The 11,742-nt window shown below is 60.2% G+C and carries 13 protein-coding genes; 9 read left to right on the top strand and 4 right to left on the bottom strand.

What is annotated here, in order from left to right:
• The first annotated feature begins 55 nt into the window (after positions 1–55).
• The 3 genes from BV106_RS29530 (at position 56) to BV106_RS29520 (ending at position 1,538) form a co-directional block, all read left to right on the top strand.
• The gene (locus tag BV106_RS29530; RefSeq protein WP_265596199.1) at positions 56–370 is read left to right on the top strand and encodes a hypothetical protein; all 315 of its coding nucleotides are present in this window, start codon (positions 56–58) and stop codon (positions 368–370) included.
• Between the two features lie 102 nt (positions 371–472).
• Positions 473–1,201 (top strand): hypothetical protein, encoded by a 729-nt coding sequence (locus BV106_RS29525; protein ID WP_038170849.1) that lies wholly within the window; start codon positions 473–475, stop codon positions 1,199–1,201.
• Between the two features lie 34 nt (positions 1,202–1,235).
• Positions 1,236–1,538 carry a hypothetical protein gene (locus tag BV106_RS29520; protein WP_265596198.1) on the top strand — a complete coding sequence of 101 codons (303 nt, stop codon included), beginning with the start codon at positions 1,236–1,238 and terminating at the stop codon, positions 1,536–1,538.
• Between the two features lie 8 nt (positions 1,539–1,546).
• On the opposite strand, the gene BV106_RS36435 is transcribed toward BV106_RS29520, so the two are convergent.
• The gene (locus tag BV106_RS36435; protein WP_051946472.1) at positions 1,547–2,404 is read right to left on the bottom strand and encodes an AraC family transcriptional regulator; all 858 of its coding nucleotides are present in this window, start codon (positions 2,402–2,404) and stop codon (positions 1,547–1,549) included.
• A 134-nt stretch (positions 2,405–2,538) separates the two neighbouring features.
• On the opposite strand from BV106_RS36435, the gene BV106_RS29510 reads away from it, so the two are divergent.
• On the top strand, positions 2,539–4,122 hold the full coding sequence (locus BV106_RS29510; protein WP_038170846.1) for an HTTM domain-containing protein: 1,584 nt from the start codon (positions 2,539–2,541) through the stop codon (positions 4,120–4,122).
• A gap of 98 nt (positions 4,123–4,220) precedes the next feature.
• Here the strand turns inward: BV106_RS29510 and der are convergent, their stop codons facing one another.
• A complete protein-coding gene (gene der, locus BV106_RS29505; protein ID WP_265596197.1) occupies positions 4,221–5,744 on the bottom strand; it encodes a ribosome biogenesis GTPase Der in 1,524 nt (507 codons plus the stop codon).
• Positions 5,725–6,306, bottom strand: a complete 582-nt coding sequence (locus tag BV106_RS29500; protein WP_265596196.1) for a CDP-alcohol phosphatidyltransferase family protein — start codon at positions 6,304–6,306, stop codon at positions 5,725–5,727. The genes der and BV106_RS29500 overlap by 20 nt, the downstream gene beginning before the upstream one ends.
• A gap of 82 nt (positions 6,307–6,388) precedes the next feature.
• Between BV106_RS29500 and bcp the strand changes: the two genes are divergently transcribed.
• The 3 genes from bcp (at position 6,389) to BV106_RS29485 (ending at position 8,982) form a co-directional block, all read left to right on the top strand.
• Positions 6,389–6,871, top strand: a complete 483-nt coding sequence (gene bcp, locus BV106_RS29495) for a thioredoxin-dependent thiol peroxidase (RefSeq protein ID WP_038170981.1) — start codon at positions 6,389–6,391, stop codon at positions 6,869–6,871.
• 42 nt (positions 6,872–6,913) lie between these two features.
• The gene (locus BV106_RS29490; protein WP_038170843.1) at positions 6,914–7,978 is read left to right on the top strand and encodes a substrate-binding domain-containing protein; all 1,065 of its coding nucleotides are present in this window, start codon (positions 6,914–6,916) and stop codon (positions 7,976–7,978) included.
• Positions 7,979–8,061: 83 nt separating this feature from the next.
• Entirely contained in the window at positions 8,062–8,982 is a 921-nt protein-coding gene (locus BV106_RS29485; protein WP_038170841.1) for a dihydrodipicolinate synthase family protein, read from the top strand.
• Between the two features lie 22 nt (positions 8,983–9,004).
• Here BV106_RS29485 and BV106_RS29480 read toward each other — a convergent pair whose 3' ends face one another.
• Positions 9,005–10,411: a tetratricopeptide repeat protein gene (locus BV106_RS29480; RefSeq protein ID WP_038170840.1), complete on the bottom strand. Its 1,407-nt coding sequence runs from the start codon at positions 10,409–10,411 to the stop codon at positions 9,005–9,007.
• Between the two features lie 355 nt (positions 10,412–10,766).
• Here BV106_RS29480 and rpsL point away from each other — a divergent pair, with 355 nt between their 5' ends.
• Complete coding sequence (rpsL, locus tag BV106_RS29475; protein ID WP_038170839.1) at positions 10,767–11,174, top strand: 30S ribosomal protein S12; 408 nt, start codon at positions 10,767–10,769, stop codon at positions 11,172–11,174.
• A 44-nt stretch (positions 11,175–11,218) separates the two neighbouring features.
• A complete protein-coding gene (gene rpsG / locus BV106_RS29470) occupies positions 11,219–11,692 on the top strand; it encodes a 30S ribosomal protein S7 (protein ID WP_038170837.1) in 474 nt (157 codons plus the stop codon).
• The last annotated feature ends 50 nt before the right edge of the window (positions 11,693–11,742 follow it).

Raw genomic sequence — 11,742 nt, 5'->3', positions numbered from 1 at the left:
TTGCCGGGCCCCGTTTGCTGAAGCCGCCTTTGCATGAGGATGAACGTTGTGGTTCTTGTGGCGCATGGTCGTCGGGCTCCTGCAAATGGCTCTCGTGGTGGCTCTGATAGCCGGCGGGACAGGCGCGCAGATTCTGCGTGCCAAACAGATCATGCGTGAATGGTTGAAGGAGACTGGCAAGCAGCCGATCCAGTCGGAGGTTCGCTTTTTCGACACCGGGCCTTTTATCCTGACATTTCTTCGGGGGCAGTACGTCTTCCGGATTGCCATTGTTGATGCTGATGGCGTAAGGCGCGATGGCTGGCTGCGCGTGGGAAATTTCTTTGGGGTGTTCTTTTCGGACAAAGCGGAGGTGGTCTGGGACGCTTGAATCTTATGGAGTGGCGGAATCGATCCAATTTTGCCGAACTGGTTGCAAAATTAATGGCTGGTCCGACTGTCACAGCCCGCTCGAAATGGACATGCATTCATCATGAACCCCGCCAGTCAGCAGCTTTTTCAAGATGCCTTGAGTCATGTGACGCCGCAGGACATCTTTGAATTCTGCCCAGAAGAGCAAGGCGGGACGGGGTACATTCACCAGTTCACCGCTATTTATCACGCCGGTGAGGTGCCGGAGGTATACAGCTTCAACATCACAGAGACCATTGGGTTGACTCAATGGGGTGAGGCGGATCAGGAGGCCAGTCCGGATCGGTTTCGCCGTTTCCGCACCTTCACCAATGCGGTAGGGGCAGCGATGTGCTCCGGGAACAAGGGGCCGGATGACAACCTGCCGCCGAACTATCTCGCCATCAGCCTGCTCGATGACGCATGGGAACTGGGAGACCAGAAGCTTTTGAGCCTGCTGGGAGAGGTGTACGAGGAAATGCACACCCGGGTGGTGACGGCGCGCTGGTGTGCCGATGATGCTCCCTTTCTTCTGCTGGGACAGTTACTGCTCGCTCTCCATGGCAACTATGGAGCGGATCCCAACCAACTGGTGGGACCGCTGATCGAATCCGAACGAGTCCGGGCCAGGCGCAAAGGGCGCGACGTTTTCCTGTGGGGATGCACGGTCTTCAACCAGATGCATCTTCGCTGGCAGGACCGTCTGACCCAGGCCCTCGCAGGTTACTCAGGAAAAATCGAGGAGCCACTGGCGAAGCTGCAACGCGGTCTGGCCGGGAAAGAGGATCCGCGGCTGGTCGTGACAGGTTGAATCCAGAGGGCGTTATGCCACGTTGGGATTGTCTGTGAAGAAGCGATACCACAACAGCCGTCCGCGCACGCCTGACGTGTGCCCGGTGTGCGGGGAGGATGTTCCGCCAGAGGCAGCTGCCTGCAGGGGATGCGGAGCTGATCACAGCACGGGATGGAATCTGGCTGCGAGCGACTACGATGGTCTGGATCTGCCCGATGCTGAGTTTGATTATGACGAGTTCATGCACCGGGAGTTCGGTCAACGCCCCAAGTGGAACTTTGGCGGGCTGAAACCCCTGTGGTGGCTCACCGCCTTGGTGCTCCTGATCGCCATGGCTCTGGCCCTGTTCCGGTAAGAGGGGTTCTACGAGGTCTCGTGCGCGCGGCCGCGCTCTTGCACGCGGTAGTCTGTGGGCGGCAGCCCGGTGAGCTTCTTGAAGTCTTTGCTGAAAAAGTAGGGATCCCGGTAGCCGCACTGCCGGGCGATTTCCTTGATGGGCTCGTCCGTATCGATGAGTCGATGTTTGGCCTGGTTCATCCTTTCCCGACGCAGCCAGTCGATGGGACTGGTGCCCATGGTGCGCTTGAAGGTGCGGATGAAGTGGCTCACGCTCATGCCTGCCAGGTGGGCGAGGTCTGAGAGGCGCAGGGCATCCGCATAGTGCTGGCGCATACGGATGAGCGGGCGCTCCAGTGTGCTGGGGACTGGCTCCGCGTCCTGGCCACCGTCCTTGAAACGGTTCTCATAAAGCAGCGACAACAACTGGGCGATGGCCACGTGCATGGAGGCGGGCGCATTGGGGCTGGGGGACTCCAGGATGTTAAAGGCCTCCATGAAGCATGCCTTTGCGGCGGTATCGTCCAGCAGGGGGAAGACTGGCGTCTCCCGAATCCGGAGCAGAGAGGCCAGGGCATCCAGCCCCGGCCCTTCGATGCGGACCCAGTAGAGCTCCCAAGGATGAGTAGGATCGGCCTGATACTGGTGAGGATGCCAGCAGGACACCCAGTAGAGGCCTCTGGCCTTGACCCGGTGAACGCGGCCGGCCACCCGCACGGTGCCGGAACCTCGCAGACAGTACACCAGCTCGTGTCCGGCCAGGGTCTCCCGCTCGATGTGGTGGGTCTTGTCGGCGGTCAGGTGCCCGGCCCGGACGGTGGTATAGAGCGACGCACGCACGGCATCCCGCTCCGTGTGGAAATAACTGCGTACAAACCGGGTCATGAGTGGGAGAGTCTTTGAGGCTAGTCGAAATACGGGCGGGGGATCAAGAAACGTTCGTCGGGGTTTTGAAGAACGCGCATTCAAGCACGGGAATTGCGGGTGGAGTTTCCATAAGACATGTAGAATATTAGCGGATGCAGAATTCCGCCGCCCCAGTTTCTGAACCGGTTGAGACCGATGAGGGGGGTGTTGGAAGGTGGAGATGGTTGGGATTCCTGCGGAAGTTCGGCAAGAGGCTGGGGGAGGCGTTTTCTCTGGATCTAAGATCTCTGGCACTGTTTCGCATCGGACTGGGGTTGCTGATCCTGGTGGATGTCGGCATCGCGTTCACCAACGTGGAAGCCTTCTATTCCGATGCGGGTGTGCTGACGAGCAAGGTGTTGAAGGAACGTCTCTGGGAGAATACCGCCCAGTGGTCTCTTCACGCTTTGAGCGGCGGCGTGACTTTTGCGAAGCTGCTCCTGACCGTGCAACTGCTTACGGGAGTGGGCTTGGTGCTGGGATGGCGCACACGGTGGATGAATTTGCTCTGTTGGGTGCTGGCGTGCTCATTAGAGTCGCGCAATCCGCTGGTGACCAATGGCGCGGATGCGGTAATGCGGTTGCTGCTTTTCTGGAGCCTGTTTCTTCCCCTGGGGGCATGGTGGTCCTGCGATGCTCGCCGGGAGCTGCGACAGGGGAGGGAAGCTTTGCCCGTACGATGGATCTCGTTTCCAGCAGTGTGCTGGGTGCTGCAGGTGGCGTTTGTTTATGTTTTCTCTGCGATGATGAAGGACCGAGGGGCGTGGTTCGTGGAAGGTACGGCCCTGCAAACCGCCTTGCATCTGGACCTGTTTGCTCTGCCGGTGGGAGTGTGGCTCCGGGAGCACGCGGAACTGTGCCGGTGGCTGACGAGGGGCACGGTTTGGCTGGAACTGTTGGGGCCGTTTCTTCTGCTCCTGACAGGGCGGTGGCCAGTGCTGCGAGGGTTGCTCTGTGGAGTTTTCATCCTGTTTCATCTGGGCATCGGACTGTGCATGAACATTGGGGCCTTCCCCTGGCTGATGATCACTGCCTGGCTTGGGCTCCTGCCGGGAGCGTGGTGGGACCGCCTTGGGGTGGTGGACCGGCGCTCCGCCGAGGCGCCGCGAACGCCAGGTCTGCGGACCCATCCCGTGGTGGGGATGTTCGCTGCAGCCTGCCTGATGTACGTCTTTCTCTGGAATCTGCGGGGGACCGATTTTCCACGTTGGGAGAAGTTCTTTCCGCGATCCCTGAACGGGGCGGCGTTTGCGCTCCGTCTGGATCAGCACTGGAGCATGTTCGCCCCTTTTCCGACCCGGGAGGACGGGTGGTTCGTCCTCCGGGCGGGACTTTCTGACGGCAGCGAGGTGGATCTGCTGCGCGCGGGTGCTCCGACAGACTGGGGCAAACCGCCCCGGTTGAGCTCCACCTTCAAGGATGCCCGCTGGCAAAAGTACCTGATGAATCTCTGGCTACAACGGTACCATGAGTTCCGTCCGGCGTATGGGGACTGGATGGTACGACATTGGAATGAGGATCATGGCGGACTGAGCCAGGTGGTGGCCTGGCAGTTCTATTTCATTCACGAGCCCACGCTGGCCGGGGGCAAGACTGGGCCGTTGCAGCGTGTGCTGCTGGCCCAGTGCGAGCATGTGCCTGCGGGACGCCCAGCGACGGCGGTCACTGAAGCGGGGTCATCGACGCCAGCACCCTAGGAGTCTTCAAGACGAACACACCGTCGCCTTCCGCATCGCGAAACGTCGATACAGAGGCTGACGTGGGATGGAGCGTTCCGGCCAAGGCCGGCGCGGCATCACTTGCGCTTCTTCTTCGACTTCATGTCGGCCTTCTTCTCTTTCCCCCTGATGGTCCACTGGAAGGGGAGACCTTCAGCGGGCCAAGCCTCGCGGATGGTGCTCTCCAGGTGGCGCAGGTAGCTTTCCTGGAGCTTGTCCGCCCGGTTGGCAAAAAGGACGATGTTCGGCACCGGAATGGGGGACGGTTCGTCTTCTTTCTTGAAGGTGGCGTAGAGGAGATTGAAGGAACTGCCGGAGCGGCCGACGGCGGCAGGGGAGTTCGCGATGGCCTTCTGCAGCATGCGGTTGAGCACGCCGGTGCCGGGAGGATTCTTGGCTCCGTGGTGCACACGTTCAATGGCCTTGAACACCTTGTCGAGGAACTGCTTCTCCTTGGCAGAAACCGGGATCATCGGAGCGTGGCGCAGGAAGAAGAATTCGCGCCCGGCATTCTCCAGCAACTCTTCTGAGCGATCCTTCATCTTCCCTGAGGGATGGTAGAGGTCGAACTTGTTGAGGAGAATGATGCAGGGCTTTTGATACTCCACGATGAGGCTCGCAATCTTGCGGTCCTGCATGCTGATGCCTTCCGCACAATCCACCATGAGCAGGCAGAGATCCGCGCGGCGGATCGTCTTCGTGGCCTGCATGGCGCTGAAGGATTCCACGGCGTCCTGGATCTTTGCCTTGCGGCGAAGTCCCGCTGTGTCCACCAGGGTGTAGTTCTTTCCTGCAACGGTGCAGGGAATGTCGATGGCATCCCGGGTGGTGCCGGCAATTTCACTGACGATGGTGCGCTGCTCGCCCAAGATGGCATTCACCAATGAAGATTTTCCGGCATTCGGTTTCCCGACGATGGCGATGCGAAGGGGCTTCTGCGGACGGGTGGCGGCTGCCTCTTCCTCGCCCTCATCGCCAGTTTCCTCCCCGGAGTCTTCCTCGGTGGCTTTCTTGCCCTTGTCTTTGTCCTTGCCTCTGCTCCGGGACGGACGCTTGGCAGGCTTGACCCGCTCCGTGCTGCCGTCTGCCCCCTTCAACCCCAGCTCGCTGGTGATGAGGGCCATGAGCTCGTCAATGCGCAGACCGTGCACGGCGCTGACGTCCACGAGGTGGTTGAAGCCCAGCTTGGCAAACTCCGCACCATGGGCGCGGCGCTTGTCAGAATCCGCCTTGTTGACCACCAAGATGATGGGCTTGGGGCTCTTCCGAAGCGTGCGGGACAACTCAAGATCGATGGGGGTGACGCCATCCACGCCGTCCACGACGAAGAGGATGAGGTCCGCTTCTTCCATCGCGAGGTTGGCCTCGGCCTGAACCTGGGCGGCGAACTCGTCCTCGATGGTGGCTCCGATGCCGCCTGTATCCATGATGTCAAACGGCACCACGGCTCTGCGGCAGGAGGCGACCAGGCGGTCACGAGTCACCCCGGGGCGATCATGAACGATGGCGATGTTTTTGCCTGCGAGGCGGTTGAACAGGGCGGACTTCCCCACATTGGGGCGGCCGACGATGGCGACCATTTTAGGATTCTGGATTTCCATGACCGGAAGCTTGAATTTGACGCACCGCCACAGCCAGATAGACCATGCCGGAACTGAAGATGAAGACGCCGGCGACGATGGAAGCAGGCAGCACGAGGGGGGTGAGATTGAGCATGGCCACGCTGACGACGACGATTTCGCCGACGGTAGCGGACTTGCCCGTCCAATGAGGCTGGATGTGGACTGAGCCAGCCACATGTTTGATAACAAAAGCTCCCGCGATGCTGAGCACCTCGCGAGTGAGATAGAGGATGACGAACCAGAGCGGCAGCTTCGCCGGCCAGGCCGTGAAGCTGAGCGTGATGATGGTCGTCATGAGCAGCAGCTTGTCCGCCAGAGGATCAAGGATGACGCCCAGTTTGCTTCGTTGGTTGAACCGACGCGCCACCCACCCATCGATGCCATCGCTGAGGGCTGCTGCGGCAAAAACGGCCATCGCCCAATAGCGCAGAGACTCGTTGGGGTGGCCTGCCTTCACGCTGTCAGAATAGTACACCGCAAACCCCACGAACACGGGGATGAGGAGGATTCTAGCCAGGGTGATTTGATTGGCGACAGTCACAGGGGATCGCTTCCTTAACCCCGGTAACCTTGGGTTGCAAATCTTTACGGCACGGGTGGCCTGGAGGATGTAGGAAGTGCGCATGAGCAAACCTCTCCCTGGCACCCCTGCACCTGACTTCACCGCGCCTATCGTAGGCGGAGGCCATGCTTCTGGCGAGGTGATCACACTCAGCCAGTTGAGGGACAAGCCGGTGGTGCTGTACTTTTACCCCAAGGACAACACTCCTGGGTGCACGACGCAGGCCTGTGATGTGCGGGATTCCTGGGGGCGGCTCAAGAAGCTGGTCCACCTGCTGGGGGTGAGCCCCGACAGCATTAAGTCTCATGAGAGGTTCATCAAGAAGCACGAACTGCCGTTTCCGATCGTCAGCGACGAGCAGCATGAAATCGTGAATGCTTACGGCGTGTGGGTGGAGAAGAGCCTCTACGGCAGGAAGTACATGGGGACTGAAAGAAGCACCTTTGTGATCGGCACGGATGGTCTGATCAAGGAGGTGCTGGAAAAGGTGAAACCTGCCGGACATGTGGATCAGGTGCTGGCAGCATTGCAGCGGCTGGATTGAGCTCTTAAATTTGGCGTCTGGTGTCTTAGCTTTGTCGAATTCATGCACCGTCTACCCCGCCGATCCTCCCTGGTCACTCAGACCGTTGAAGTGCTGCGTGAGGCGATCCTGGCCGGGGAGTGGGTGGGGGTGCTGCCCGGGGAGCATGAGCTGTCTCAGAAGTTGCAGGTGAGCCGGGTGACCCTGAGGGCGGCGCTCACGGAACTGGAGCAGGATCACTGGCTAAAAGGGGGGCAGGGGCGGCGTCGGGAGATCGTGGCTTCTGCGGGCAGGGGATCTGGTCCGCCAATGAGTCAGCGTGTGGTGGTGATGCTGTCTGCGGTGCCTGCTCACCAGCTACCTGCGGCGGCTGTGCTCTGGATGGACAAGCTGCGGGAGCAGCTGGCAGACGGGGGCTGGCTGCTGGAGTTTCAAGAATGTGCTGCGGCCTATCGCCGGCAGCCAGGGGCGACGTTGGAATCGCTCAAGGCACGGCTGCGCCCGGCTGCGTGGGTGCTGTATCGCTCCACCATGGAGATGCAGAGATGGTTTGCGGACCGTCGGCTCCCTGCGGTGGTGGCGGGATCCCTGCATCCAGAGATCAAGCTGGCCTCAGTGGATGTGGATTTTACCGCCTGCTGCCGTCATGCGGCGGGTCGGTTGTTGGCGGCGGGGCATCAGCGACTGGCGATTGTGCGGCCAGATACCAAGATCGCCGGGGATCTGGAAAGTGTGGTGGGGTTTGAACAGGGCGCAGGCGGGCCGGTGACCAGCGTGCTGCATCACGGCACGGTGGAGAGCGTGGTGGCGGGCCTGGAGCGGGCGTTTGGCTGCCGGATCCGGCCGACCGGGTTGTTTGTTTTTCATGTGCCGCACCTGCTGACTGTTCTGGGCTGGTTGCAACAGCGCGGCCTGAGCGTGCCGCAGGAGATTGCCGTGGTGTGCCGGGATCATGATCCCTTGCTGGAGCATATGATCCCTCCGCCCGCCTGTTACTCCCCGAATGTGGAGCTGTTTGCCCGCAAACTCTCCCGGCTGGTCACGGAACGGCTGGAAGGGGAGGCATCCGCTCCCCGGACGGTGCGGATCATGCCCACGTTTGTGAAGGGTGGAACGCTCAAGAAGTAGGTGACCTGTCTGGGGAAAAGACAAGTGGTTCTCGCTGGGAGCGGGTCATGCTTCTCCTATGTTTGCGGTCAAATCGCATCCAGATGACACCGACGCATCCCCTTCATGGTCTCGTAGTAGCCAGCCACACTCCCTTCCACGCCGACGGCAGCCTGAACCTGGGGGCGGTGGAGCTGCAGGCGGCTCACTACCTTCGCACTGGGGTGGGCACCGTGTTTCTCGGTGGTACGACGGGCGAGAGCAGCTCTTTGACCTTGGATGAGCGACGAGCTCTGGCGCAGCGCTGGAGCGATGTGGCCAAGGGGACTCCGCTCCACCTGGTGGTGCACGTGGGGACCAACTGCATCGCGGATGCCCGCGAGCTGGCCGCTCAGGCGGAGGCTCTGGGGGCGGTGGCTATCTCCGCCTTGACCCCGTCCTACTTCAAGCCGCGGTCGCTGGATGTACTCATTGCCTGCTGCGCGGAAATCGCCTCGGCAGCACCTGCCACTCCCTTTTACTACTATGACATTCCCTCCATGACCGGGGTGTCGTTTCCCATGGCAGAGTTTCTGAATCAGGCGCCGGACCGAATTCCAACGTTGGCGGGGCTGAAATTCACCAATCCCGACCTCATGGCTTACCAGTTCTGCCTGAGATCGGGTGAGGGGAAATGGGATCTGCCCTTCGGTGTGGATGAGCACATGCTGGGTGCCCTGGCGATGGGGGCCAAAGGAGCGGTGGGAAGCGGATTCAACTTCGCAGCGCCGATCTATCTCCGGATGATCAGTGCCTTTCAGGCAGGGGATTGGGAATCAGCTCGCATCGAGCAGTTTCGGGGAGTCCAACTGATCCAGCTCTTCGCGGGATTGGGCTACATGGGGGCCGCCAAAGTAGCCATGAGCTTCCTAGGTGTGGACGTGGGCCCCGCCCGACTCCCCAACGCCAATCTGGGAAGTGCTCAACAGCAGGCGCTCAGGGAAGAGCTGGAGAAACTCGGTTTCTTTGACTGGGTGCGGGTCTAGGCGGGCAGCGGATGGTTCTGAATCACCTAGCGATGGCTGGGATGTGGTAGGGCAACCCCTGCTGGTACAGGCTGAAACGGCGCTCCATCCGCTGGCGGGTGGGCGCAGGCACATTGGGATCGGCCAGCGCCTGCTGGGCGTATTTTTTGGCGTTCTCAAAATCTCCCGCCTCCGCGTGCGCTGCACCCAGAGTGTCGAGGCAATCTGCGTTCTTCCACTGGCTCAATTCACACGCCTTGGTGGCGACCTGGATGGCCTTGGTGCCATCTCGGAGTTCGTCTTTGGGATGAGAGCCCAGCAAACGTCCCAACCAATTCCATGTTTCCACATCCTCAGGAAGGAGGGTGGAAGCGGTGGTAAACTCTGTAAGCGCCTCGTCCCAGCGGCCCCGGTTCACGTAGGCGATGGCCCGGTTCTTGTGGGTCTGACCATCCTGGGGAGCCAGCTTGATGGCGGTGTCGAGGTCGGCAAGCGCCTTGTCGGGTTGACCGGCCTTGTCGTAGGCTGCCGCACGGTTGTTGTAGGCGTGGATGTTGTCCGGGCGGAGGCGGAGGATCTCTGAGAAATCGGCAATCGCGTCCTTCAAGGAGCCTTCTGAGACGCGCAACATGGCCCGGTTGTTGAGGGCCGGGGTGTAAGCGGGGTCGATCTTCAGAGCGTGGTTGTAGTCCGTCTGGGCGTCCTTGGGGCGGCCGAGGTTGGCGTAGTTGAACCCGCGATTGTTGTAGGCGGGAGCAAAATTGGGCAGCAGGTCGATGGCCTTGTTGAAGTCGGCCTGGGCTTCCTCACGCTTGCCAAGGCTGGCTTGGGTCAGGCCGCGATTATTGTAGGCCCCAGGATTTTTGGGATCCAGCTCAATGGAGGCATTAAAATCTTCCAGAGCCTTTTCAAACTGGCCGAGATTGCGCCGGGCTTCGCCCCGTCCGGCCAAGGCATGGGCATAGCGGGGTTGGATTTTGATGGCGTTGTCAAAATCCTGGAGAGCGAGATCCCATTTTTGCTGCCCATCGAAGAGATTTCCGCGATTGTTCAGATAAATGGGGTCGCCAGGTTCCAGTTTGATGGCCTCGCTGTAATCCAGAATCGCACGATCATTCTCCCGCAATCCTTTTCTCGCCTCGGCGCGAACGGCATAGGCGGTGGCAGAGCTGGGGTTGAGCTTCAAGGCGGCGTCGGCATCAGCAATGGCCTTTTGCCAGGAGAACTTCTCCACCCAAGCGAGAGCACGATTCTGCAGAACAATCGCCTCGAACCGGGAATCCAGCCCCTTGGCGAGGGCGGAAGTATAGTGCGTGATGGCGAGGTCAGGGTTGCCTTTGCGTTGAGCATCAACGCCCTGGGTGATCAACTCACCTGCCGTCTGCGCGAGGCAGGCACCAGCACAGGTGAGGAATGCAAGAGCGGAGTAACCGAGGGAAAGCAGCTTCACGTGCTGGGAACTGATGAAGGTTGTGGCCGAAGAGTGCGAAGAAAAACAATGCTAGCTAGGCTGAAGGGGGATGATACGGGCTGCAAGGGTAAAAAAGCGTTCTCAAAATAGAAAAAAGATGCCAATTTCGAGGCGAAAGGGGAGAAAACTCGGAAAAAGAGGTTGCACGTTTTTGAAACCTCTGTAGCATCTGCGCTCCCACAATCTTAGTCCCGCCAACCGCGGGACGGTTTCTAGGCCCGCTTCGGCGGGTCTTCCTATCGGAAGCTGCTCCGGACAAGATGCGCACAATACAAGGGTGACGTGTCTTTCCGTATCGCTATCGATCGCGAACGTGAAAATTCTTTGACATCGTATGCCCACCATCAACCAACTCGTGCGACATGGCCGCAAGGATAAAGCGGTCAAATCCAAGTCACCCGCGCTTGCGAACTGCCCCCAGCGTCGTGGTGTATGTCTGCAGGTGATGACCAGAACCCCGAAGAAGCCAAACTCGGCTCTCCGTAAGGTTGCCAAGGTGCGCTTGACCAACGGATTCGAAGTCATCGCCTACATCGGCGGTGAAGGACACAACCTCCAGGAACACTCCATCGTCCTGGTTCGCGGCGGCCGAGTAAAGGATTTGCCGGGTGTCCGTTATCACATCGTTCGCGGTACGCTGGACTGCCTTGGGGTGGACAAGCGTCGCCGTGGTCGTTCGAAGTACGGTGCGAAGCGTCCGAAGCCGGGCCAAGCCGCCGCCACTGGCAAGGGCAAGAAATAAGCCCGGCCTTCTCTGCCTCTTTAATCTTTAGCAGCTAATTTACCATGTCCCGCAGGAAACGCGTTTTCGACAAACCGGTCAGCAAAGACTCTCGCTATGACAGCGAGTTGGTGGCTCACCTCATCAGCAAAATCATGGTGGGCGGCAAGAAGTCCCTCGCCGAGCGCATCGTGTATGCCGCAATCGACGCCCTGAATGAGAACAGCGACGCCGTGGATCCGCTTGAGTTGGTGACCCGTGCGATCGAAAACGCCAAACCCCGTGTGGAAGTGAAAGCCCGCCGCGTGGGTGGTGCGACCTACCAGGTGCCCCTCGAAGTGGTGCCGGCTCGCTCCGAAGCCATGGCGCTCCGCTGGATCGTCAACTTCGCCCGCTCCCGCAAAGGTACTCCGATGCACCGCGCCCTCGCCAACGAGCTGCGTGACGCGTCCACCAACCAGGGTAACGCCATCCGCAAGCGTGATGACGTGCACAAGCAGGCTCAGGCGAACCGCGCCTTCGCCCACTTCCGCTGGTAGTCGGTCCTGCAGTTTTCCCCGTACGTCGTTCGTCCTCTTCACCTGATCTT

Source organism: Verrucomicrobium sp. BvORR106 (assembly GCF_000739655.1).
Classification (GTDB): Bacteria; Verrucomicrobiota; Verrucomicrobiia; order Verrucomicrobiales; family Verrucomicrobiaceae; genus Verrucomicrobium.
The sequence above is the reverse complement of the archived record's forward strand: the minus strand, read 5'-3'. Positions and strand labels throughout refer to the sequence as shown.

Excerpts from the sequence above, each read along its gene's own strand:
- BV106_RS29490 (WP_038170843.1), top strand. The coding sequence starts at position 6,914 with ATGCACCGTCTACCCCGCCGATCCTCCCTGGTCACTCAGACCGTTGAA.
- bcp (WP_038170981.1), top strand. The coding sequence starts at position 6,389 with ATGAGCAAACCTCTCCCTGGCACCCCTGCACCTGACTTCACCGCGCCT.
- BV106_RS29510 (WP_038170846.1), top strand. The coding sequence starts at position 2,539 with ATGCAGAATTCCGCCGCCCCAGTTTCTGAACCGGTTGAGACCGATGAG.
- BV106_RS29525 (WP_038170849.1), top strand. The coding sequence starts at position 473 with ATGAACCCCGCCAGTCAGCAGCTTTTTCAAGATGCCTTGAGTCATGTG.
- der (WP_265596197.1), bottom strand. The coding sequence starts at position 5,744 with ATGGAAATCCAGAATCCTAAAATGGTCGCCATCGTCGGCCGCCCCAAT.
- BV106_RS29485 (WP_038170841.1), top strand. The coding sequence starts at position 8,062 with ATGACACCGACGCATCCCCTTCATGGTCTCGTAGTAGCCAGCCACACT.
- rpsG (WP_038170837.1), top strand. The coding sequence starts at position 11,219 with ATGTCCCGCAGGAAACGCGTTTTCGACAAACCGGTCAGCAAAGACTCT.
- BV106_RS36435 (WP_051946472.1), bottom strand. The coding sequence starts at position 2,404 with ATGACCCGGTTTGTACGCAGTTATTTCCACACGGAGCGGGATGCCGTG.
- rpsL (WP_038170839.1), top strand. The coding sequence starts at position 10,767 with ATGCCCACCATCAACCAACTCGTGCGACATGGCCGCAAGGATAAAGCG.